The following is a 23,448-nucleotide window of genomic DNA, read 5'->3' as shown; positions in this document are numbered from 1 at the left end:
GGCCTGTGGCCCCTGCGTCTTTTAAACCCTTACAACCTCAGAATAATCGTTTCGACGATCGGTCTGCGGCCCCAGGTATTCTGAGCGGCCTTCTTGAGCACGCGCGCCACAGCGGTTTCGACGGTCTGATCGTCGTCCCGTTCTTCGCGCGATAGCTTCTGCACAGCCTTTTCAGCCATATCACACAGCTTTTCGAGCTGATCGGAGATGCTGTCCTCGTCCTCAAAGGCGAGGCCCAGACCCCGCACCTCGACATAGGAAGCGAGCTGGTTTTTGCTGTTGAGGGCGAAGGAGACGAATAACATGCCGTTGTGGGCGGCGTGGCGACGTTCGCGCAGGGCTTCGGAGGCTTCGGGGACCAGCATCCCACCATCGACAAACAGGCGGCCGGACGGCACTTCGTCGATGATTTCGGGCTTACCGGGCGCGAGGCGGACCATATCGCCATTGCGCAGGACGACCTGTTCCGGGATGCCGATTTCGGCGGCCAGAGCGGCGTGCTTTTGCAGATGGCGGCGTTCCCCATGCGTCGGAATGGCGATTTTCGGGCGCGCCCAGGCGTACATTTGCTTCAGTTCATCGCGGCAGGGGTGGCCGGAGACGTGGATCCCGGGGTGATCCTTTTCGGTATGGATTTCGACACCGAGGTCCGACAGACGGTTTTGCAGGCTGCGGATAGCGATTTCGTTGCCCGGAATGACACGGGACGAGAAGACGCAGGAATCCCCGGCCCCCAGACGCACCAGCGGGTGGTTGCCGTCGGCAATGCGCGACAGGGCGGCGCGCGGCTCGCCCTGAGAGCCCGTACACAGATAAAGGACGTCGGTGTCCTTCATCTTGGCGGCTTCGGCTTCGGAGACGAATTCCTGCACGCCCTTCATCAGGCCCACGAATTTCGCAGCAGCCGCCATGCGGTGCATGGAGCGCCCGACGAGGCAGACCGAGCGCCCACACGCTTCGGCAGCGCGAATGACGCTGTCCATGCGGGCGACGTTCGAGGCGAAGCAGGCCACGGCGACGCGACCTTTCAGTGTACGGATCACCGCCTCAAGCGCCACCTTCACATCGGCTTCGGAGCCCGCCTGCCCGTCCACGAACACATTGGTTGAGTCGCAGACCATGGCCAGCACGCCCTCATCGCCGAGCGCGACAATGCGGCTGATGTCGGTGGGTTTACCGGTAATGGGGTCCGGGTCGATCTTCCAGTCGCCGGTGTGCAAAACGGTCCCCAGCGGTGTTTTAATCGACAGGCCGTTGGGTTCCGGGATCGAGTGAGTGATGGTGATATAGTCGATTTCAAACGGACCCAGATGCACCTTGCCACCCAGCGGCACCTCGGTCAGATCGAAGTCTTCGACCCCCGCTTCGCGCAGCTTTTCGCGGATGAGAAAGGCGGTGAAGGGCGTGGCATAGAGCGGCGCCTTGATGCGGTCCCACAGCCAGCCCAGCGCCCCGATATGGTCTTCGTGGGCGTGGGTCAGGATGACACCCAGAATCTCCTCACCTTCGAGGAATTTGGGGTCAGGCACGATGACTTCTATGCCCGGCGTGGTCAGGTCGCCGAAGGTGACGCCTACATCGACCAGAATCCATTTACGGTCATGCTCCGGCCCGAAGCCGTAAGCATTGAGGTTCATACCGATTTCGTTTGAGCCGCCCAGCGGCAGAAACACCAGTTCGTCTTTGTTTTTACTCATTTTTCTTTTGGTTAGAGAGGGTACGCTGATAGATTTCGAGCAGACCCCGCAGCGTAAGATCGGGATCGAAATGATGGATGCGGTCGGTCGCGCCTTCGAACAGCGACGCCACGCCGCCGGTCGCCACGACCGTCATGGGTTGACCGTATTCGGCCTGAATCTTGTCGGTCAGATATTCGATAAGGCCCATATAGCCCCAGAATATGCCCGATTGCATGGCGCTGACCGTGTCCTTGCCGATATAGTGCGCGGGGCGCTCGATCGCAATGCGCGGCAGCTTGGCCGCCGCCGAATGCAGGGCCTGAACTGAGAGGTTGATGCCCGGCGCAATCGCCGTCCCTTCTAGCGCGCCGTCGGCGGCCACTACATCGAAGGTGGTGGCAGTGCCGGAGTCAATGACGATAAGCGGCCCGCCGTATTTGATCCACGCGCCCACCGTATTGACCAGACGGTCCGCCCCGGCTTCTGACGGCTTGTCGATGCGGACTTCGATGCCGATGTGCGTATTGTCACCGATAACGTAGGGCGTCTTGTTGAAATAGCGTTGGGCCAGCTTGCGCAGGTTGAACAGCGACTGAGGCACGACGGAGGAAATGATGCAGTCTTCGATCTGATTGAAATCGAGGCCGTTCATCTGAAGGAGCTGATAGAGCCAGACGGCGTATTCGTCAGCGGTGCGCGTCGATTCGGTGGCCGTGCGCCACTGCGCGCGCCAGCCTTCGCCATCGTGCACGGCGAACAACGTATTGGTATTGCCCTGTTCGATGGCGAGCAGCATCAGGCCTCCGGATACGAAACGGACCCGCTGGCGATCACGTGGATCGTGCCGTCCGGGTCTCTGACGCGCAGCGCGCCATAGTCATCAAGGCCAAGAATCGTTCCCGTCCGGGCCTGAGGGTGTTGCTCTATCAGACAGAGGCGGTCGCGGCCATAGGCCTGATCCCACCACTGCGCGGCTGTGGCTTCAAAGCCATGCGTAAGCCAGTCGTCCAGACGCCGTGTCAGGGCGGCATCGAGGGCTTCGAGGACGCTTTCGACGGTTTGCGGTTGCGCCGCCAACGCGTTGAGCGCCGCCGGGCCATAGCTCAGCCCCTGCGGCGCTTCGGCGATATTGATGCCGATGCCGATGACCACACCCAGCCCTGTTTCAAGCGTTTCGCTTTGGGCCAGTATGCCGCACAGCTTGTGACCCTCGTACAGCACGTCGTTCGGCCATTTGATCTTCAGCGGGTCGGGCACGCGAAGCAAGGGACGGATCGCTTCGGTCACCGCCAGCGCCGCCACGAAGGACAGTTGCGTCACGCGGCGCATCTCGACCGGCAGCACCCCATACCACGAGGCCATCAGATTGCCCGACGGCCCTTCCCACTGACGCCCCATGCGCCCCTGCCCGGCCGTTTGCCGCTCTGCGCGGATCCAGCGCGGGCCGCAATCTCCCGCCCGCAGCCGGTTCAGGGCTTCAGTCTGGGTAGATGTCAGGGTTTCAAACAGATCAACAGGTGTCATATGAAAAAAAGATGCAGGGGTTACAAACCCCTGCACCCCATAAATCAGGCTACGTCAACAGTGCGTTAGTTCAGGCCGAAGCTCTTGACCGCCGTTTCCGCCAGCGGATAGAGGCCGGACAGAGCGAAGGCCGCGATCGGGAAGGCAAAGGCGGCGGCCGCATAGGCAATCCACTTGGCTTCGAACGGGGCCTTGTCCAGCTCGCCCTTATCCCCATCGAACCACATCACCTTGATGATGCGCAGGTAATAGAAGGCGGCGATAACCGAAGCCACCAGACCGGCCACGGCGAAGCCCCAGTAACCGGCTTCGAGGGCGGCACCGAAGACGAAGAACTTGCCCCAGAAGCCGGAGAAGGGCGGCATCCCCAGCACCGACAGAGCCAGCACCGTGATGGCGATGGTCAGCTTCATATCGACCTTGGACAGACCCGACAGGTCGTCGATCTTGCTGACCGCAATGCCCTTGCGCGACAGGGCGATCTGCGCCGAGAACAGGCCCAGCGTATCGACCATGTACAGGACCGAGAACAGCAGCAGTGCCATGACTCCCTTGTCCGTACCGGCCGCCAGGGCCAGCATGGCGTATCCCATATTGGCAATCGACGAATAGGCCAGCAGGCGCTTGAAGTCCTTTTGCATCAGGCCGCCGAGGCCACCGATCAGGAATGACAGGGTGGCGATGGCGAGCAGCACCTGCGCCCACTGATCGTGCAGGCCGGCAAAGGCGTCGTTGAGGACGCGCGCCAGCAGCACCAGAGCCGCAAACTTCGGAGCGCCGGCGAACAGGGCTACGACCGGAGTCGGCGCACCTTCATAAACGTCGGGCGTCCACATATGGAACGGCGCAGCGGAGACCTTGAAGGCCAGACCGGCAATAACGAAAACCAGACCGAAGATCAGACCGACCTGCATATTGGCCTGCGCCGAGGCGGCAATGGCGTCGAAATTCATCGAGCCGGCAAAGCCATAGACCAGCGAGATGCCGTAAAGCAGCAGACCCGACGACAGCGACCCCAGCACAAAATACTTAAGGCCGGCTTCCGAGCCCTTGGCGTCGTCGCGGCGGAAAGCCGCCATGACATAAGCCGCCAGCGAATTCAGTTCGAGGCCGATATAGAGGGCAATCAGGTCGCCCGCCGACACCATCATGCTCATGCCGATGGCCGACAGGGTGACGAGGATCGGAAATTCGAAGCGGTTATTGTTCTGACGCTCGAAATAGCCGCGCGCCAGCACCACAACCAGAGCCGAGGCTATGTAGATGAAGGTCTTGGCAAAATTGGCCACGCCGTCGGCGATGAAGGACCCGTTGAAGACCTTGCCGTGACCGTTAAAGGCCGCGGCAAAGGCCGCCGCGATCAGGGCCGCACCGCACAGTGCCGCGACCGAGCCTGCCGCCTTGTCACCGCGCAGCGCGCCGTAAACGAGGATGCCGAGAACGGAAACCGCCAGTATCAGTTCCGGAAGGGCCAGATGAAGAGCCGATGTCAAATCCATGAGGGGCGCTCCTATCCGCCGATAATAGCGCGGTACGTCGCCACAACGGCGTCCACGCTGGCGGTGGTAAAGTCAAATACAAAGGCCGGATAGATACCCAGCAGCAGCGTCCCCGCGATCAGGGGCGCAAAGATGATTTTTTCGCGCAAGCTCAGGTCCGGATGGCCCTTGAGCTGTTCATTGGTCACCTCGCCGTACATGACGCGCTTGAACAGGGTCAGGGCGTACATGGCCGACAGGATGACCCCCGTGGCGGCAACCAGCGCGGCCCAGGTCGAAGCCTGATAGAGACCGGTCATGGTCAGGATTTCCCCGACAAAGCCCGACGTGCCCGGCAGGCCGACATTGGCCATGGTGAACAGCAGGAAGACGAAGGCGAAGTGCGGCATCAGCTTGGTCAGACCGCCGTAGAAGGCGATTTCGCGCGTATGCCAGCGGTCATAGACCACACCGACGCAAAGGAAGAGGGCCCCGGAGATAAAGCCGTGCGAGATCATCTGATAGACCGCACCCTGCACGCCCGCCTGATTACCGGCGAAGATCCCCATGGTCACGAAGCCCATGTGGGCGACCGACGAATAGGCGATCAGCTTCTTGATATCCGTCTGACGGAAGGCGATCAGCGAGGTCACGACGATGGCGATGACCGACAGGGTCAGCACGAAGGGCGTGAACAGCTCCGAAGCGTGCGGGAACATCGGCAGGTTGAAGCGGATAAACCCGTAGCCGCCGAGCTTCAGCAGGATACCGGCCAGCATGACCGAGCCCGCCGTAGGGGCCTGCACGTGGGCGTCCGGAAGCCAGGTGTGCACCGGCCACATCGGCATCTTCACCGCGAACGAGGCGAAGAAGGCGAACCACAGCCACGGCTGTGCCGCTTGCGAGAAGCCGTAGGTCGAAAGGGTCGGGATGTCCGACGTGCCCGCGACGCTGACCATGTACAGCATGGCCGCCAGCATCAGCACGGACCCCAGCAGGGTATAGAGGAAGAACTTGTAGGCCGCGTAGATACGGTCCTTGCCACCCCAGATACCGATGATGAGGAACATCGGGACCAGACCGCCTTCGAAGAAGACGTAGAAGAGGAACAGGTCGAGCGCGGTGAACACGCCGATGACCAGCGTTTCCAGCACGAGGAAGGCGATCATATATTCGACGAGGCGCGTCTTGACCGAGTCCCACGAGGCGAGGATGCACAGCGGCATCAGCAGCGCCGTCAGGGCCACGAACAGCACCGAAATGCCATCGACGCCCATGTGATAGCTCAGGAAGCTGAACCACTGCACCTTTTCCACAAACTGATAGTCGGTGGTGGTGCGGTCAAAGCCCGCCAGCAGGATGACCGTCAGGGCCAGGGTCGCCAGCGTCGTCCACAGGGCGATCCACTTGGCATTTCGCTCGATGACGCTGGCGTCATCCTTGCGCGAGACCCATTTGACGCCAAGGATGGCCAACGCCCCTACCAGTGGCAGGAAGGTAATAAGGCTGAGAAGATTGGGGATTACCGGTGACATACTTAAAAGCTCTCCCCTATCGCGCCATACCGAAGACAACCCAGGTCAGAAGACCCGCGATGCCGAGGAACATGACGAAGGCGTAGTGATAGACATAGCCGGTCTGGGTCTTGACCAGACGCTGCGCCGATTTCAGCGCCGTCCAAGCGGCACCGTTCGGGCCCAGGCCGTCGATGATCTTGACATCGAGCACCTTCCAGAACAGGTCGCCCAGCGCCTTGGCCCCCTTCACGAAGGTCGCCTGATACAGCTCATCGAAGAACCACTTGTTGTACAGGAAGGTGTACAGCGGCCCCTTGCGCGCGGCCATGGCCTTGGGCAGGGCGGGCTTCAGCAGGTAGAAGTACACAGCCAGAGCCGTACCAATCAGGGTCACCACCAGCGGCGCCCACTTGACCCAGGCTTCTTCGATGTGGTGCGCCTCATGCAGGACGTGGTTGTGCGGTCCGTGCTGAATGGCGTGGCCCCAGAAGGCGTGGGCATAATCGCCGATAAAGTACGGCGCGAAGACGAAACCGGCAGCCACCGCACCGATCGACAGCACGATCAGCGGGATCAGCATGACGATCGGGCTTTCGTGCGGCGTATGCGCGTGGCCGTGGTGATCGTCATGGCCATGAGCGTGCGCATGGTCGTCATGGCCGTGCGCATGATGATCGTCGTGCGCCGCTTCCCAGTGCTTCTTGCCGTGGAAGGTCATGAAAGCCAGACGCCAGCTATAGAAGGCCGTCAGCAGAGCCGCCAGAATACCGATCACGAAGGCGAACATGCCCTGCGGCGTATTATGGGCCGCCCAAGCGGTTTCGATGATCATGTCCTTCGAGAAGAAGCCTGCGAAACCGATTTGCGTATAGGGAATGCCAAGGCCGGTGATGGCGATGGTGCCGATGGTCATGGCCGCGTAGGTGACCGGCAGATACTTGGCCAGACCGCCCATGTGACGCATATCCTGCTCGTGGTGCATGCCGTGGATGACCGACCCGGCCCCGAGGAACAGCAGCGCCTTGAAGAAGGCGTGGGTAAACAGGTGGAACATGGCCGCCTCATAGGCACCGACGCCCGCGGCGAAGAACATGTAGCCGAGCTGCGAACAGGTCGAGAAGGCGATAACGCGCTTGATGTCGTTCTGCGTGAAGCCGATGGAGGCGGCGAAGATGGCGGTGATGGCCCCAATATAGGTGACGATCATCTTCGCCACCGGCGCGTATTCAAACAGCGGCGACAGCAGGCAGACCATGTACACGCCGGCGGTCACCATTGTGGCGGCGTGGATCAGGGCCGACACCGGCGTCGGGCCTTCCATGGCGTCCGGCAGCCAGGTGTGCAGGAAAAACTGCGCCGACTTACCCATGGCCCCGATGAACAGCAGGAAGGCGGCCAGATCGAGCGCCGAGAAGCTGTGGCCGAGGAACATCCAGCTGGTATTGGCCTTAGCGGCGATCAGCGGGAACAGCTCGTGGAAGTTGATGGTCCCGAACATCCAGTAGATCGTCATGATGCCCAGCGCGAAGCCGAAGTCGCCGACGCGATTGACGACAAAGGCCTTGATGGCCGCCGAAGACGCCGAGTCCTTCTGGAACCAGAAACCGATCAGCAGGTAGGAGGCCAGACCGACGCCTTCCCAACCAAAGAAGAGCTGCATGAAGTCGGCCGCCGTCACCAGCATCAGCATGGCAAAGGTGAACAGCGACAGGTAAGCGAAGAACCGCGGACGGCTGGGGTCTTCGGCCATGTAGCCCCAGCTATAGAGGTGGACCAGCGAGGAGACCGAGGTCACCACGATCAGCATGGTGGCCGACAGGGCATCAATGCGGATCGACCACGCCGAGTGGAAGGTGCCGATATTGATGAAGTCGAGCAGCTTTACGGTGAAGGGCTCAAGACCGCCCCAGGTGTGCTGGGCAAAGGTGTACCACGACAGGGCGCAGGACAGAAACAGCAGCCCGGTGGTCACCGCCTGAGAGGCGATGTCACCGATCTTGCGCCCGAACAGGCCCGCGACCAGAGCCCCCAGAAGCGGGGCCAGAACAAGGATCGTAACCAGATTTTGCATGACTTCCCTTAGCCCTTCATCATGCTGGCGTCATCGACTTCGATGTCACCGCGGTTACGGAAGAACGTCACAAGAATAGCCAGACCGACCGCCGCTTCCGCAGCCGCAACGGTGAGGACGAACATCGCCATGACCTGACCCTGCACATTATGCAGGTGCGTCGAGAAGGCGACGAAGTTGATATTGACCGCGAGCAGGATCAGTTCGATCGACATCAGGATGATGATGATGTTGCGGCGGTTCATGAAGATGCCGAACACCCCGATGGTGAACAGGATGGCCGAAACGATCAGATAGTGTTCAAGACCGATAGTCATTCCTTGATTCCTTCGCCGGTTTTGACCTTGACGATGGCCACGGCGTCCTTGCGGCGGCGCGTCACCTGGGTGTGGATGTCCTGACGCTTGACATAGGTGCGGTGCTGGAGTGTCAGCACGATGGCGCCGATCATGGCCACCAGAAGCACCAGACCCGCCGCCTGGAAGACATAGACGTAATCTGTGTAGAGCACGCGACCAATGGCTTCGATATTGCTCATCTCTGCGCCATAGACCTGCGGCGATTTACCCGCCGCCGCGCCGCGCTGGGCCACCGCCGAGGAGATCATAATCAGTTCGATTAGAAGCAGGATACCGACCACCATGCCGATGGGGAGGTAGTTGGCGAAGCCCTGCCGCAGCTTGGTGAAGTCCACGTCCAGCATCATGACGACGAAGAGGAAGAGGACCGCCACCGCGCCGACATAGACGACGACCAGCAGCATGGCGAGGAATTCCGCCCCCATCAGGACGAACAGGCCCGCCGCCGAAAAGAAGGCGAGGATCAGAAACAGCACCGAGTGCACCGGGTTGCGCGCGGTAATCACCAACGCCCCCGATACGACGGTCACGGCCGCCAGAATGTAAAAGGCTATTGCCAGCATGATCGGGACCTCCGCCCCTTCTCTACTTTGCGGGTTCGGGATCGCTCCCTAGCCCCTCAGACTGTGATCCCGCAAGGCATATCCTTACGGAATCGGTGGATATTCCAGAGCACTTCCCGATTGGGAAGCGCTCTTACTCTCTTGTCGCGCGTTTGTTTCCGAAAACCGCTTCACACTTTTCGGAACGCGCTCACGCGCCTTAACGGTAAGGCGCGTCCAGTTCGAGGGCGCGCGCAATCTCGCGCTCCCAGCGGTCGCCATTGGCCAGCAGCTTCGACTTGTCGTAGTACAGTTCTTCGCGCGTATCGGTGGCGAATTCGAAGTTCGGGCCTTCGACAATGGCATCGACCGGACAGGCTTCCTGACACAGGCCGCAATAGATGCACTTCACCATGTCGATGTCGTAGCGCGTCGTACGGCGCGACCCGTCTTCGCGCGGTTCAGCCTCGATGGTGATGGCCTGAGCCGGGCAAATGGCTTCGCACAGCTTGCAGGCGATGCAGCGCTCTTCGCCATTGGGATAGCGACGCAGGGCGTGCTCACCGCGGAAGCGCGGGCTGATCGGTCCCTTCTCGAACGGGTAGTTGATGGTCTTCTTCGGCTTGAACATATATTTCACGGCAAGGCCCGTGGCCCCGACGAAGTCAAGCAGCAGCGCGCCCTTGGCGGCTTGGACAATACGGCCGATCATGCGAAATTACCTCCGAAAACCTGGTAGGCCGCGATGATAACGACGGCAACGAGAGACAGGGGCAGAAAGACCTTCCAGCCCAGACGCATCAGCTGATCGTAGCGGTAGCGCGGAACGATGGCCTTGGCGATGGCGAACATGATGAACCAGAACACCACCTTGACGATGAACCAGCCAAGGCTGATCAGGGTGTAGGCAAGCGTGCCGGGGGCAATGATCGAGTCCATCGGGATGGGCGATTGCCAGCCGCCGAAGAACAGGATGGTGATCATGGCGCACATCAGCACGATGTTGGCGTATTCACCGATCATGAACAACAGGTACGGCGTCGAGGAATATTCGACCTGATAACCGGCGACCAGTTCGGACTCGGCTTCGGGCAGGTCGAACGGAGGACGGTTGGTTTCGGCCAGAGCCGAAATGTAGAACATGACCATCATGCCGAACATGACCGGCAGCTTGATGATGCCAAGGCCCAGAAGCCCGCCGCCGCCGAGGAAGTTCCAGTTCCAGATGCCGCCCGCCTGCTTGTTGACAATGTCCGACAGGTTCATCGACCCGGCCAGCAGCACAACCGTGATGATAATGAAGCCCAGCGACACTTCGTAGGACACCATCTGCGCAGCAGACCGCAGGCCGCCGAGGAAGGGGTATTTTGAGTTGGACGCCCAGCCGCCCATGATGATGCCATAAACACCCAGAGACGAGATGGCGAACAGGTAGAGGATGCCGACATTGATGTTGGACACCACCCAGCCCGGCGCGAACGGAATGACCGCCCACGACATAAAGGCCAGAACGAAGGTCAGAAGCGGCGCGATCAGGAAGACCGGCTTGTCAGCCCCGGCGGGGATGATCACTTCCTTCAGCACGAATTTGAAGAAGTCGGCGAAGGACTGCATCAGGCCGAAAGGACCGACGACGTTCGGTCCTTTGCGCATCTGCACGCCGGCCCATACCTTGCGGTCACCCCACAGCAGGAAGGCCAGCGAAACCATCACGCCGACGATAACGGCGAGGGCCTGCCCGATGGTGATGATCGTCCAGCCCCACGGACCGGCCCAGAAATTAGCGTCTGTCATATGCTCTTACTCCGCCGCCAGGCTCACCGGACCGGACCGGGTGGCCGAGATATCGGCCATGGCCACGGACGCCCGCGCGATGGGGTTGGTCAGGTAGAAGTCTTTGATAGTGCTGGCGAAGGTTTCGCCGGTGATCTCGCCCTTGGCCCCCAGTATCGCCACGTCGAACGCCTTGGGCGTCGGGCGCGCGTCGATGCGACCAAAGGTCGGATGATCGGTGATCAGGGTGTGGCGCAGGTCCGACAGGCTGTCGTAAGGCAGGGTCTTGCCCAGCTTCGCCGACAGGGCGCGGAAGATGGCCCAGTCCTCTTTGGCCTCGCCCTTCGGGAAGACGGCGCGTTCGGAAATCTGCACGCGGCCTTCCATATTCACGTAAAGGCCCGACTTTTCGGTGTAGGCCGCGCCCGGCAGGATGACGTCGGCCGCCGAGGCCCCGGCATCGCCGTGCGAGCCGACATAGACCACGAACGCCCCCTTGAGTTTGGCGGTGTCGATCTCGTCAGCACCCAGCAGCACCACGACGTCCAGCTTAGCGTTCAGGATACCTTGGGTGTCCAGCCCGCCCTCACCCGGCACGAAGCCGAGGTCGAGACCGGCGACGCGCGCGGCGGCCTGATGCACGATGTTGAAGCCGTTCCAGTCGTCGCGCACCACAGTGTAGGGCTTGAGGATTTCGCTGGCGATCAGGGCCAGCACGGCAGCCCCCTCTTCGCCCGATACCGCGCCGGAACCGATCAGCACCGCGGGCTTCTTCGCATCCTTCAAGAGATCGCGGAAAGCTGATTTCTTAAAGTCTTTCAGCGCTTTCGCGCCGGTTCCTAAGTGCGCGTAATCATAGGTCAGATCACAGGCTTCGCCGATCACGGCGACCTGCGTCTTGCCCTTCAGCCACGACTTGCGGATGCGCGCATTGATCAGCGGCGCTTCGAGGCGCGGATTGGTGCCGATCAGCAGGATAACATCGGCCTCTTCGATCCCGGCAATGCCTGAATTGAACAGCCAGGCTTCGCGCGGCGTGTTGGCGGAAACCGGACCGAAGGCTTCGCCCGCCTGACGGCAATCGAGGTTCTTCACGCCCAGCGAGGTGAACAGGTCCTTGGCCGCTTTCAGGCTTTCGGCGTCCTGAAGGTCGCCGGCGATCACGCCGATCTTGTCCGCAGACGTCGCTTGCAGCTTGCCCGCCACAACGTCCAGCGCCTCATCCCACGAGGCCGGGGTCAGGCTGCCGTTCTTGCGCACATAGGGACGGTCGAGACGCTGACGGCTCAGACCATCGACGGCATAGCGCGACTTGTCCGACAGCCATTCCTCGTTGATGTCGTCCTTCAGGCGCGGCAGGGCGCGCAGGACGGTCGAACCGCGATAGTCGATACGGATGTGCGCGCCAAGGGCGTCGTGCACGTCGATGGTTTCGACCTTTTGCAGTTCCCACGGACGATAGTTGAACGACCACGGCTTGTGCGTCAGGGCACCAACCGGGCACAGATCATTGAGATTGCCCGACAGTTCCGACGACACGGCCTGTTCGAGATAGGAGGTGATTTCAGCGTTTTCCCCGCGTGAGATCATACCCATTTCGGTGACACCGGCCACTTCGGTCGAGAAGCGAACGCAGCGCGTGCACTGGATGCAGCGCGTCATGAAGGTCTTGATCGTCGGCCCGAGATACTTTTCTTCGACGGCGCGCTTGTTTTCCTGATAGCGCGAGCCATCGCGGCCATAGCCCATGGCCTGATCCTGAAGGTCACATTCGCCGCCCTGATCGCAGATCGGGCAGTCGAGCGGGTGGTTGATGAGCAGGAACTCCATCACCCCTTCGCGCGCCTTCTTGACCATCGGCGTGTTCGTGAAGATTTCCTGACCGTCGGCGGCCGGCAGCGCACACGAAGCCTGCGGCTTCGGCGGTCCGGGCTTCACCTCGACGAGGCACATGCGGCAGTTGCCGGCGATCGACAGGCGCTCATGGTAGCAGAAACGGGGAATCTCCTCACCCGCCAGCTCCGCCACCTGAAGCACGGTCATGCCGGGTTCGAACTCGACCTCGACACCATTGACTTTAGCTATCGGCATCTGCCTCAAACCTCATACAAAAAAAGCATTCCGAACCGTCAAAACCAAGACTTGTCGCCAGCGACATAGTCCTCGTGGAACTGCTGTTCGGACTTGAACAGGTAGATGATCAGCTCGATGAACGAGATGAACGCCACCGCCAGACCCGGCAGGATCAGGAACCAGCCAATCGTGCCGCAAGCGAGCATGATGATGCCGGCATTGGTCTTGCCGAGATAGAATTTGTGGACGCCCCAGATCCCGAAGAAGAAGGTCAGGAGGGCCGCCACCCATTTGTTCTTGTCAGGGATGCCGGACTTGATGACATAGACGCTGACGGCGACGCCTTCAGAGCCTTCGAAATCCACCGCCATACCGGCCGCCACGGAGCGGGCACCGCCCATGAGATCGGCGCGCGAAAAACTGTAGCGCTGACCGTCATCGCCACTGATCAGGCCCTGACCCGTGGCATCGCTGAATGAGAGTACCTTGCCCCGCATGACCGTCCCCTACTCTGCCGCAATCGAATGTCCGGCGAAATTACCCTTCGACGAACGATATAGTGCAATCCGGTCTTCAATTTCGTGACGGAAGTGCCGGATCAGGCCCTGAATCGGCCAGGCCGCCGCGTCGCCCAGCGCGCAGATGGTATGGCCTTCGACCTGCTTGGTCACGTCCAGCAGGATGTCGATTTCCTTGGGGTCGGCGTCGCCCTTGGCCATGCGCTCCATCACGCGCCACATCCAGCCCGTCCCTTCGCGGCAGGGTGTGCACTGACCGCAGGATTCGTGCTTGTAGAAGTAGCTGAGACGCGCAATGGCCTTGATCAGGTCGGTCGATTTGTCCATCACGATCACCGCCGCCGTGCCGAGGCCGGAGCCCAGACCGCGCAGGGTGTCGAAATCCATCGGCATGTTTTCGCACTGTTCGGCCGGGATCATCGGCACGGACGAGCCGCCCGGAATGACGGCCTTCAGATTGCCCCAGCCACCCCGGATGCCGCCGCAGTGATCTTCGATCAACTGACGGAAGGGGATCGACATGGCCTCTTCGACATTGCAGGGGCGCTCGACATGGCCCGAAATGCAGAACAGCTTGGTGCCGGTATTGTTTTGTGCGCCGAAACCGGCAAACCACGCCGCACCGCGACGCAGGATGGTGCCGACAACCGCAATGGATTCCACGTTGTTGACCGTCGTCGGACAGCCATAGAGGCCGGCACCGGCCGGGAACGGCGGCTTCAGGCGCGGCTGGCCCTTCTTGCCTTCCAGCGATTCCAGAAGCGCGGTTTCTTCACCGCAGATATAGGCCCCGCCACCGTGGTGGACATAGATGTCGAAATCCCAGCCGTGGACGTTATTCTTGCCGACCAGTTTGGCCTCATAGGCCTGCTTGATGGCCGCTTCGAGACGCTCGCGCTCAAAGACATACTCACCACGGATATAGATATAGCAGGCGTGGGCCTGCATGGCGAAGGAGGCGATCAGGCAGCCTTCGATCAGCAGGTGCGGATCGTGGCGCATGATTTCGCGGTCTTTACAGGTGCCCGGTTCCGACTCGTCGGCATTGACGACCAGATAGTGCGGACGGTCCTTGACCTCCTTCGGCATGAAGGACCACTTCAGACCGGTCGAGAAGCCGGCACCGCCGCGCCCGCGCAGCCCCGAATTCTTCACATTGGTGATGATCCAGTCGCGCCCGTAGGACAGGATGTCCTTGGTCGCGTTCCAGCAGCCGCGTTGCTTTGCCCCCTCAAGGCCCCAGTCATGGAAGCCATAGAGGTTGGTAAAGATGCGGTCCTTGTCTTCGAGAATACCCACCATGATTACGCCTTGACCTCTGCTTCCGGAGCATTGGGGATTTTGACCGGCCTGGCCGCCGAACCGTCATAGAGCGACGGGTCTTTCAGCGTGGTTGCGCCACCCAGCGGTTCGGACGTGAAGCGGCCATTGTACGGGCCGGTCTTCGGCGTCTTGCCCGCCGCGAAATCGTCGATGATCTGGGCCAGATTGTCCGGCGTCAGGTCCTCGTAGAAATAGTCGTTGATCTGCGCCATCGGCGCATTGGTGCAGGCCCCGAGGCATTCGACCTCCTGCCAGTAGAACTTGCCATCGGCCGACAGCTTGTCCTTCGGGCCGATCTTGTCCTTGCACACCTTCATCAGGGCCTCAGAGCCGCGCAGCTGGCACGGCGTCGTGCCGCACACCTGAATCAGCGCCGCCGAGCCCACCGGCTCCAGCATGAACATGGTGTAGAAGGTGGCCACTTCGTAAACGCGGATGCGCGCCATGCCCAGCATTTCGGCGACGACGGCGATGGCGGGTTCCGACACCCAGCCCTCCTGCTTCTGGATCAGCCACAGGATGGGGATGACCGCCGACTGGCGACGGTTTTCAGGATACTTGGCAATCCACCAGTTAGCCTTTTCAAGCGTTTCCGGCTTGAACGCAAAGCTATCCGGCTGAACGGCGGCGAGACGGCGAACGGACATCTCAGGCCTCTCTCATCTGGGATACGATAGGATTATAAGCGAAAAGGCTCATTGTTTCAGAGCCTCCCAGCGGTCGTTGCGCGCCTTCATCATGCGCTCGCTCGCCGCCTTGACCGGCGGGATGCGTCGCGCCAGCATCATGGACACGATGGCAATGGCTATGGACGCGAACACCATGGGCGATTGCGCATACTGCGGATTGACGTCGATATAGATTTTGACGCCGAAAATGATCAGCAGCATGGGCGCGTAGGATATGACGGTTTCCAGCACCAGATCCTGCAAATAGCCCCGCGCGCCGCCGGGGTGAAAGCCCCAGGCGGCCTTGGCCAGCCAGAAACGCAGGCCCAGCGCCACCGCCAGAAAGACGAAGACGAGCAGGAAGGATTGCCAGGTTTGGAGTTGAAAGCCCTGCATCAGCGGTCCACTTCCCCGAACACGATGTCAAGCGAACCGAGGATGGCCGACACGTCGGCCAGCAGGTGGCCCCGGTTCATCCAGTCCATCGCCTGAAGGTGGGCAAAGCCCGGCGCGCGGATCTTGCAGCGGTACGGTTTGTTGGAGCCGTCCGACACCAGATAGACGCCGAACTCACCCTTAGGCGCTTCGACGGCGGCATAGACTTCGCCCGGCGGGGTCTTGAAGCCTTCGGTGTAAAGCTTGAAGTGATGGATGAGGGCTTCCATCGAATTTTTCATGTCGGCGCGGCGCGGCGGCGTGACCTTGTGGTCGGTGGCCAGCACTTCGCCGCCGGTGACGCGCAGCTTCTGCACGCACTGTTCCATGATCTTCACGGCCTGACGCATCTCTTCGACGCGGCAGAGGTAACGATCCCAGCAGTCGCCGTTCTTGCCGATGACGATATCGAAGTCGAGTTCGTCATAGCATTCATAGGGCTGCGACTTGCGCAGGTCCCACTCGATGCCCGAACCGCGGATCATGACGCCGGTAAAGCCCCAGTCATAGGCCTCCTGCTTGCTGACCACGCCGATATCGACATTGCGCTGCTTGAAGATGCGGTTTTCCGTGACCAGCGACTCGATATCGGCCAGGGCGCTCGGGAACGCCTTGCACCATTGCTCGATATCGTCGATCAGCTCCGGCGTCAGGTCCTGATGGACGCCGCCCGGACGGAAGTAGTTGGCGTGCAAACGCGCCCCGCAGGCGCGCTCGTAGAACACCATCAGCTTCTCGCGCTCCTCAAAGCCCCATAGCGGCGGCGTCAGGGCGCCGACGTCCATGGCCTGAGTGGTGATATTCAGAAGGTGCGACAGGATACGGCCGATTTCCGAGAACAGGACGCGGATCAGTTGCGCGCGCTTGGGCACTTCGAGGCCCAGCAGGCGCTCGATCGCCAGGCAGAAGGCGTGCTCCTGATTCATCGGCGCCACGTAGTCGAGGCGGTCGAAATAGGGCGTGTTCTGCAGATAGGTGCGGTATTCCATCAGCTTTTCGGTGCCGCGGTGCAGCAGGCCGATATGCGGATCGACGCGCTCGACGATTTCCCCGTCAAGGTCGAGCACCAGACGCAGAACGCCGTGGGCCGCCGGGTGTTGCGGGCCGAAATTGATGGTGAACTTACGGTCGTCGAAACTGGCGCGTGCCTCGACCTCTTCGAAGGCCCCGGTGCGGGGATCAACAAAGGAGGACAGCGGGGTTTTGATGTCTTCAGCCATGATAACCCTTTACGCCTTGTTCGGATTGGCAGCCTTCTCATCGCCCGGAAGGACGTAGGAGGCCCCTTCCCATGGCGACAGGAAGTCGAAACGACGGAATTCCTGAACCAGCTTGACCGGTTCGTACACGACGCGCTTCTGCTCTTCGTCATAGCGCACTTCGACATGCCCCGTCATCGGGAAGTCTTTGCGCAGCGGATGACCGGAGAAGCCATAGTCAGTCAGGATGCGGCGCAGGTCCGGCTGACCCGAAAACAGCATACCGTACATGTCGAAGGCTTCGCGCTCGTACCAGTCGGCGTTCGGATAGACGCTGCGCACGGTCGGAACGGGGACGGTTTCGTCGGTCATCACCTTGACGCGCAAGCGCAGGTTCTGCGTCAGCGACAGAAGGTGATAGACGACGTCGAAACGGCGCTCGCGCTTCGGATAGTCGGCCCCGCACAGGTCAATGAGCTGATGAAAGCGATAGGGTTCGGCGCGCAGTTTGCTCAGCACCTCGACGATACGCTCACGCTCCACCACCAGGGTCAGTTCGCCAAAGGCGTGGATGACGTCGATCAGCGCTTCCTTGAAGTCGGCGCGGGCCTGCTCGGCGATCTTGAGGAATTTTTCTTCAGACATGGCGTGAAATCCCTCTTAGCGGCGGATCGTGCCGTTGCGGCGGATCTTCTTCTGAAGCTGAAGAAGACCGTAGAGCAACGCTTCAGCCGACGGCGGGCAGCCCGGCACATAGACATCCACCGGCACGATGCGGTCGCAACCGCGCACGACGCTGTAGGAATAGTGGTAATAACCACCCCCATTGGCGCATGAGCCCATCGACAGGACGTAGCGCGGATCGGGCATCTGGTCATAGACCTTGCGCAGGGCCGGCGCCATCTTGTTGGTCAGGGTGCCGGCGACGATCATCAGGTCCGACTGACGCGGTGAGGCGCGCGGGGCCATGCCGAAGCGCTCCATGTCATAACGCGGCATCGAGGCCTGCATCATTTCCACGGCGCAGCAGGCCAGACCGAAGGTCATCCACATCAGCGAGCCGGTGCGCGCCCAGGTGATGACATCATCCGCCGAGGCGACAAGGAAGCCCTTTTCGTTCAGTTCCGAGGACACGGCCTCAAAGAATTTGTCGTGGACCTTGGGATCGTAGCCCTCAACCGTAGTGCGGCCAGCCTGACCGGCAGGAATGATTACTCCCATTCCAGGGCTCCTTTGTTCCACTCATAGATAAAGCCGACCGTCAGGACGCCCAGAAAGACCATCATCGACCAGAAGGCAAACTGCATACCCGCCTGCGGCAGATCGAACATCGACACCGCCCAAGGGAAGAGGAAGGCCACTTCGAGGTCGAAGATGATGAAGAGGATCGAGACGAGATAGAAGCGCACGTCAAACTTCTGACGCGCGCTGTCGAAAGCATTGAAACCGCATTCGTAAGCCGAAAGCTTTTCGGTGTCGGGGGCCTTGGGCGCCAGAACCAGCGCCGCGATGATGAACCCCAGCCCAAGGACGAGGGCGATGCCGAAGAAAATCACAATCGGCAGATACTTTATAAGGAGGGCTTCCATTGTACGATCCCACTTTTTGGCTCTGCCCCGCCAATGGTGCACCGCAAAAGGTTCGGGGGACAGACTCAACTGAGCCTATTAGACCACCTCGCGCCGCGCTTCAAACACTCAAAAGCCTAAAATCGGGGGAAATGCCAAAAATGTCGCCAAAATTTCTGCATTTGAAAATCGTTCTCATCCCCTCCCCTGTCTTCCACAGCCAAATGGCTTTTTGACGGTTTTACGCAATATGTCGCTTGACACCGCAGGCCGCCCCGCACTATCAAGCGCACCTCTTCGAACGGGCATATGTCCGGACGCAGAGGACGACAATATATGGATGCGGGTGTAGCTCAGTTGGTTAGAGTGTCGGCCTGTCACGCCGAAGGTCGCGGGTTCGAGCCCCGTCACTCGCGCCACCCCTTGTAACGCAAGCCGGTGGCCTTCGCATCCCGAAACGTCGTCGCCCGAACAGGAATGCGGGTGTAGCTCAGTTGGTTAGAGTGTCGGCCTGTCACGCCGAAGGTCGCGGGTTCGAGCCCCGTCACTCGCGCCACCTAGAGGATACGCTCTCTCAGGTGGCCCCGCATATCCTTTCTTTTTCTCTCAGCTAAATTCATCTTCGCGCAAAGTTTGCATTAGGCAAATCTGTGTGTCCGCGTGTATGTCTGTGACGAAACAGGGTTGACGCAAACGACACATACGGGCCTCGGCATGTCCATGATGACATAGAATAGCCCATATTCGTCCCGAAGAGTCGCCACTGGCCAAAGGCGGAAAATACCGCCCATATTGTGTTTCCTTGGGGGCAGGCGCGCCATTGCATGACGCGACGCGTTGTTCTGTCTGAGAATTTACATCGACGAGCGAAAGCGAAACTATGCGCAAATCTCACCTTTTCAACGCCACCGCCATCGGTCTGGTCATGGGCCTCGCCGCCGGCGCGGTACAGGCCGAAACCGTTATCAACACCGCGACCACGACGGCCGTTAAGACCTCAACGGCGACCTCGACGGGCACGGCGGACGATATCAAGCTGGATACGGGCGGAACCATCACGCTGAAGACGGCAGGGGCCCGCGCCATCACGGTCGATTCGAACAACAAGGTGAATGTCGTCGGTGCGATCGACATGTCGTCTTCGGGCGATGACGCGACGGGTATCTATATAGACGGCGGTCGCACCAGTGGCCTGACCCTCTCCGGCAAGATCACGGTCACTGACGACTACACCCCTACCGACACCGACTCGCCGGCCGACGGCATTACGGACGGCCCGTTCGCCAAGGGCGAGCGCCGTTACGGCATCCGCTCGGTCGGTACCACGCCGTTTGTCGGCAATGTCAGCCTCGCTTCGGGCAGCGCGATTCAGGTCGAAGGCAATAATTCCTACGGCGTGCGCTTCGAAAACGCCCTGACGGGGAATTTCAATTCCGACAGCACCGTGACCGTCGTGGGCACCAATGCCCGCGCCTATTCGTTTGAGGGCGGCGTCACCGGCAATATCGTTATCGGCGGCGCGACCACGGTTCAGGGCGAGAATGCCACGGCGCTGAACCTCGGCAGCAACCTGACCGGGGCGCTCATTTTGGACGGAAGTATCGCCGGAACGGGCTATCGCCTGACGACGGTGGCAGACAAGACGACGCTGGACAAACTTCAGGCCGAAGACAAGCTGCAGGCCGGTCCGCTGGTCAATATTTCCGGCAATGTCACCAAAGGCATTCTACTGCAATCGACTATCGCCAACACCGATTCGACCAAGCCCGCGGCCGAACAGAACAATGATGAAGACGGCAACGGCGTCCTGGATACGGATGACGGTGCCGCCAGCCTGTCGCAATATGGCGGCGCGGCAGCCCTGAAGGTCGGCTCGGCCACGCAGGACATCACCATCAACGCCATCTCGATCGCCTCCACAGCGACCGACACCTACAAGAACCAGACTTTCGGTCTGGTCGTGCGCGGCAACATCGCCTCGTCCGGCGTGTTCGAAGGTGTGGTGGCCAAGGCGATTGAAACGGGCGGCCTCGGTCGCACTGTGACGTTCGAAAACGGCATCCTCGTCAACGGCACGGTGTCGGCCACCTCCTATCTGGCCGGGGTGCGGACGGTCAATCTTTTGTCCGGAACGATCGCCAACAAGTTCAATGTTGGCGGCACCGTGCGCGCCGCCAATTCGTCCACCAAGAACGAAACCGGCTATGCGGTCTATATCGCTTCCGGGGCGCAGGTGCCGGAAATCAACGTCAGCGGCACGGTCAGTGCCGCAGCGACGGGCTCCAAATCCAACGCCACGGCTATTTTCGACGGTTCGAACACGCTGGTGCGCCTGACCAATACCGGCAGCATCTCCGCCACCCTCACCCGCACGGATGATGATGGCGACGGCGTGGTGGACGCCACCAGCAACCGCGCCGTGGCCATCGACCTGAGCGGCAATACGGCTGGCGTTACCCTCACCCAGACCAATCTGAAGCCGGACGATGCCACGGCGGTGGCCCCGGTCATCACCGGCGATATCCGTCTCGGCTCAGGTAATGATGCGGTCAATATCAATGGCGGCTTTGTGGTCGGCAATATCGACTTCGGTGCTGGCAGCAACAGCCTGAGCATCACCACCAACGGTATCGTCGCCGGCAAGATGACGGGGGCCGGCACGGTGTCGATCGACATCGTCAAGGGCGCCCTCAACCTCGACGCCGGTTCAAAGCTCAATGCCACGACGGTGAATGTGCGCAAGGATGGCGTGCTGCGCTTCGTGCCGGACACGGCCAATCCGACCACCCCCATCATCGTCGCGTCGGGGGCCGCCGTGTTCGAAACCGGGGCCAAGGTGCAGATCGGCATGTCCAGCATCGTCAAGCCGACGACGCGCTACACGCTGATAACCGCCTCCAACATCACACTGGGGACGCTCGACACGGCCAGCCTGGATAGCAATATCCCCTACCTGTATAAGGCGGCCCTTTCGACCAATACGGGCAATACGGCGCTTTATGCCGACGTGCGTCTGCGCACCCAGAGCGAAACCACTCTGTCGCCCAATGAGTTCGCGGCCTTCGACGCCGTTCTGACAGCGGCTCAGGGCAATACGGGAGCGACCCGCGCCCTGCTCGACCCGACAAGCGCCGATGGCTTCAACAAGGCCTATCTGTCCTTCCTGCCCGACTATTCCGGTGAAACCCTCCTGACCCTGTCGAAGAGCAATGACGGCCTGTCGCGCACCATGGCCAGCCAGTCCATTATCCCGCAGGCCGGTGTGAACCAGTACTGGGCGCAGGAATACGGCTATCAGATCAACCGCGATCGCGGTGAGGCCACGGGCTTTGATTCGACCGGCTTTGCCTTTGCCGGCGGCGTCGAACGCGGCATCACCTCCACCCAGGCGGCGGGTCTTTATCTCGCCTATACCGCGGCCAACCCCAAGGGCACGCTGGGCGCGCCGGACGAAGACCTCAGCTCGACCGACCTGTCCGTGGGCCTCTACTGGCGCATGGACACCGGTTCGGGTCTCAAGAGCTGGGTGCGCGGGGGCGTCGGCTACGCCCACTTCGACTCCAAGCGTCAGATACTGGAACCGTCCTTCATCGCCAGTTCGACCGCCAAGTGGAAGGGCGTCAGCTATTCGGGCAGCGTCGGGGCCTCCTACAGCGTCGATGCGGGCTGGCTCAGCCTGACCCCGATGGTCAGTGCCGACTATTACGGCCTGAAGGAAGATGCCCACACCGAGACCGGTGGCGGCACGGCCTTCGACCTGTCGGTCGATGAGCGCACGGGTCATATCTTCAGCGGGACGGCCCTGCTGAATATCGGACGCTCGAACAAGACCGCCCTCTTCCGCCCGGAAGTGTGGGTCGGTTACCGCAACAACTTCTCGGCTGAAATCGCCGATACGGTCGCGCGCTTTGGCACGGCCACGCCCTTTACCCTCAAGGGCGGCGATATCAAGGGCGGGGCGCCTATCGCCGGTGTCCGCATCGCGGCCTCGAACGAATACAGCTATTTCGGCATCGAAGCCGAATACGAAAAGTACGACGCCTACGACAATGTGTCGCTGTCGCTGCGTGCCCGCTTCCAGTTCTGACGGGTTTCAGATCGGATCGAAAAGACCGCCGGTACCCCGGCGGTTTTTTTATGCCCTTCCTACGCGCAACCGCGGTTATCCGTGCTGAGCGCTTTCGTTCACGTGCCTATTCTGGGATCAGCTAAGACGCAGAGGAGCATCCCATGGCTAACACGACAACGGCCCCCGGTAAGGGCACGAACAGCATTCTCATCCTGATTGGGGTCGCGGTGATCGCCCTGCTGGCGGTCGGCGCGGTGTTTCTGATGCAGGACAACCGCAGCGGCTCTGAGCGGTTGGGCGACGCCGTAGAGGCCCTGCCGCAGGGCGTGGACAAGGCGGCCAATGAGCTGGGCGATCAGCCCCCCGCCGAGAACATCAAGCGCAACGCCGAAAAGGCCACGAACTAAAAATCAGACCGGTCTGAGAACGCTCAGGCCGGTTTTTTTTACCCTCCCGCAGGAGAGCCAACGAACAGGTCAGAGGCTTAAAGGGGACAGGGTGAGCGGAGGTTCGCGCAGTGTTGGAGGGAAACTGTGGGCGATGACGGGTTGTCTATGGCATTGATTCTCTTCAGTTTTCATTGAGCGCTCCAGAGTTCTTTGGATGCGTCATTGAACCATGCAATGCCCCGACCGGGGAAGCGAAGCCCACT

21 protein-coding genes and 2 tRNA genes are annotated in these 23,448 nt (G+C 60.8%); 4 read left to right on the top strand and 19 right to left on the bottom strand.

Annotation, left to right across the window (positions count from 1 at the left end; all coding sequences use genetic code 11):
* Nucleotides 1-29: 29 nt before the first annotated feature.
* The 19 genes from PQU94_RS17040 to PQU94_RS16950 form a co-directional block, all read right to left on the bottom strand.
* Nucleotides 30-1,697 (bottom strand): ribonuclease J, encoded by a 1,668-nt coding sequence (locus PQU94_RS17040; protein WP_126423712.1) that lies wholly within the window; start codon nucleotides 1,695-1,697, stop codon nucleotides 30-32.
* Nucleotides 1,690-2,478, bottom strand: coding sequence for a type III pantothenate kinase (locus PQU94_RS17035; RefSeq protein ID WP_272742669.1), 789 nt, complete (start codon nucleotides 2,476-2,478; stop codon nucleotides 1,690-1,692). The genes PQU94_RS17040 and PQU94_RS17035 overlap by 8 nt, the downstream gene beginning before the upstream one ends.
* Nucleotides 2,475-3,203: a biotin--[acetyl-CoA-carboxylase] ligase gene (locus PQU94_RS17030; RefSeq protein WP_272742629.1), complete on the bottom strand. Its 729-nt coding sequence runs from the start codon at nucleotides 3,201-3,203 to the stop codon at nucleotides 2,475-2,477. Before PQU94_RS17030 ends, PQU94_RS17035 begins: the two co-directional genes overlap by 4 nt.
* Nucleotides 3,204-3,268: 65 nt before the next feature.
* A complete protein-coding gene (gene nuoN / locus PQU94_RS17025) occupies nucleotides 3,269-4,702 on the bottom strand; it encodes an NADH-quinone oxidoreductase subunit NuoN (RefSeq protein ID WP_272742628.1) in 1,434 nt (477 codons plus the stop codon).
* A gap of 11 nt (nucleotides 4,703-4,713) precedes the next feature.
* Nucleotides 4,714-6,216, bottom strand: a complete 1,503-nt coding sequence (locus PQU94_RS17020) for an NADH-quinone oxidoreductase subunit M (RefSeq protein ID WP_272742627.1) — start codon at nucleotides 6,214-6,216, stop codon at nucleotides 4,714-4,716.
* Between the two features lie 16 nt (nucleotides 6,217-6,232).
* Entirely contained in the window at nucleotides 6,233-8,269 is a 2,037-nt protein-coding gene (gene nuoL, locus PQU94_RS17015; RefSeq protein WP_272742626.1) for an NADH-quinone oxidoreductase subunit L, read from the bottom strand.
* 8 nt (nucleotides 8,270-8,277) lie between these two features.
* Nucleotides 8,278-8,586, bottom strand: a complete 309-nt coding sequence (nuoK, locus tag PQU94_RS17010) for an NADH-quinone oxidoreductase subunit NuoK (RefSeq protein WP_272742625.1) — start codon at nucleotides 8,584-8,586, stop codon at nucleotides 8,278-8,280.
* Nucleotides 8,583-9,191 (bottom strand): NADH-quinone oxidoreductase subunit J, encoded by a 609-nt coding sequence (locus PQU94_RS17005; RefSeq protein ID WP_272742624.1) that lies wholly within the window; start codon nucleotides 9,189-9,191, stop codon nucleotides 8,583-8,585. The genes nuoK and PQU94_RS17005 overlap by 4 nt, the downstream gene beginning before the upstream one ends.
* 199 nt (nucleotides 9,192-9,390) lie before the next feature.
* Nucleotides 9,391-9,882: an NADH-quinone oxidoreductase subunit NuoI gene (gene nuoI / locus PQU94_RS17000; protein ID WP_272742623.1), complete on the bottom strand. Its 492-nt coding sequence runs from the start codon at nucleotides 9,880-9,882 to the stop codon at nucleotides 9,391-9,393.
* Nucleotides 9,879-10,964 (bottom strand): NADH-quinone oxidoreductase subunit NuoH, encoded by a 1,086-nt coding sequence (nuoH, locus tag PQU94_RS16995; protein ID WP_272742622.1) that lies wholly within the window; start codon nucleotides 10,962-10,964, stop codon nucleotides 9,879-9,881. Before nuoH ends, nuoI begins: the two co-directional genes overlap by 4 nt.
* Before the next feature lie 6 nt (nucleotides 10,965-10,970).
* Nucleotides 10,971-13,034 (bottom strand): NADH-quinone oxidoreductase subunit NuoG, encoded by a 2,064-nt coding sequence (nuoG, locus tag PQU94_RS16990; protein ID WP_272742621.1) that lies wholly within the window; start codon nucleotides 13,032-13,034, stop codon nucleotides 10,971-10,973.
* A 38-nt stretch (nucleotides 13,035-13,072) separates the two neighbouring features.
* The gene (locus tag PQU94_RS16985) at nucleotides 13,073-13,513 is read right to left on the bottom strand and encodes an NINE protein (RefSeq protein ID WP_013480271.1); all 441 of its coding nucleotides are present in this window, start codon (nucleotides 13,511-13,513) and stop codon (nucleotides 13,073-13,075) included.
* 9 nt (nucleotides 13,514-13,522) lie between these two features.
* Nucleotides 13,523-14,836, bottom strand: a complete 1,314-nt coding sequence (gene nuoF, locus PQU94_RS16980; protein ID WP_272742620.1) for an NADH-quinone oxidoreductase subunit NuoF — start codon at nucleotides 14,834-14,836, stop codon at nucleotides 13,523-13,525.
* Nucleotides 14,837-14,838: 2 nt separating this feature from the next.
* Entirely contained in the window at nucleotides 14,839-15,504 is a 666-nt protein-coding gene (nuoE, locus tag PQU94_RS16975; RefSeq protein WP_272742619.1) for an NADH-quinone oxidoreductase subunit NuoE, read from the bottom strand.
* Nucleotides 15,505-15,552: 48 nt separating this feature from the next.
* Nucleotides 15,553-15,921, bottom strand: coding sequence for a hypothetical protein (locus tag PQU94_RS16970; RefSeq protein ID WP_272742618.1), 369 nt, complete (start codon nucleotides 15,919-15,921; stop codon nucleotides 15,553-15,555).
* Nucleotides 15,921-17,180 (bottom strand): NADH-quinone oxidoreductase subunit D, encoded by a 1,260-nt coding sequence (locus PQU94_RS16965; RefSeq protein WP_272742617.1) that lies wholly within the window; start codon nucleotides 17,178-17,180, stop codon nucleotides 15,921-15,923. The genes PQU94_RS16970 and PQU94_RS16965 overlap by 1 nt, the downstream gene beginning before the upstream one ends.
* A 9-nt stretch (nucleotides 17,181-17,189) precedes the next feature.
* Nucleotides 17,190-17,804 (bottom strand): NADH-quinone oxidoreductase subunit C, encoded by a 615-nt coding sequence (locus PQU94_RS16960; RefSeq protein WP_272742616.1) that lies wholly within the window; start codon nucleotides 17,802-17,804, stop codon nucleotides 17,190-17,192.
* A gap of 15 nt (nucleotides 17,805-17,819) precedes the next feature.
* Nucleotides 17,820-18,380 carry a NuoB/complex I 20 kDa subunit family protein gene (locus tag PQU94_RS16955; RefSeq protein ID WP_126423697.1) on the bottom strand — a complete coding sequence of 187 codons (561 nt, stop codon included), beginning with the start codon at nucleotides 18,378-18,380 and terminating at the stop codon, nucleotides 17,820-17,822.
* Nucleotides 18,371-18,748, bottom strand: coding sequence for an NADH-quinone oxidoreductase subunit A (locus tag PQU94_RS16950; protein WP_013480264.1), 378 nt, complete (start codon nucleotides 18,746-18,748; stop codon nucleotides 18,371-18,373). The genes PQU94_RS16955 and PQU94_RS16950 overlap by 10 nt, the downstream gene beginning before the upstream one ends.
* 321 nt (nucleotides 18,749-19,069) lie before the next feature.
* Here PQU94_RS16950 and PQU94_RS16945 point away from each other — a divergent pair.
* The 4 genes from PQU94_RS16945 (at nucleotide 19,070) to PQU94_RS16930 (ending at nucleotide 23,203) form a co-directional block, all read left to right on the top strand.
* Nucleotides 19,070-19,146 (top strand) — tRNA-Asp (locus PQU94_RS16945).
* Nucleotides 19,147-19,206: 60 nt separating this feature from the next.
* Nucleotides 19,207-19,283 (top strand) — tRNA-Asp (locus tag PQU94_RS16940).
* A 324-nt stretch (nucleotides 19,284-19,607) separates the two neighbouring features.
* Nucleotides 19,608-22,814 (top strand): autotransporter family protein, encoded by a 3,207-nt coding sequence (locus PQU94_RS16935; protein ID WP_272742615.1) that lies wholly within the window; start codon nucleotides 19,608-19,610, stop codon nucleotides 22,812-22,814.
* A 143-nt stretch (nucleotides 22,815-22,957) separates the two neighbouring features.
* Entirely contained in the window at nucleotides 22,958-23,203 is a 246-nt protein-coding gene (locus tag PQU94_RS16930) for a tumor necrosis factor receptor family protein (protein WP_272742614.1), read from the top strand.
* Nucleotides 23,204-23,448 lie beyond the last annotated feature (245 nt).

It is taken from the genome of Asticcacaulis currens (assembly GCF_028550395.1).
GTDB lineage: Bacteria > Pseudomonadota > Alphaproteobacteria > Caulobacterales > Caulobacteraceae > Asticcacaulis > Asticcacaulis currens.
This window is presented reverse-complemented; position numbering and strand designations above follow the sequence as displayed.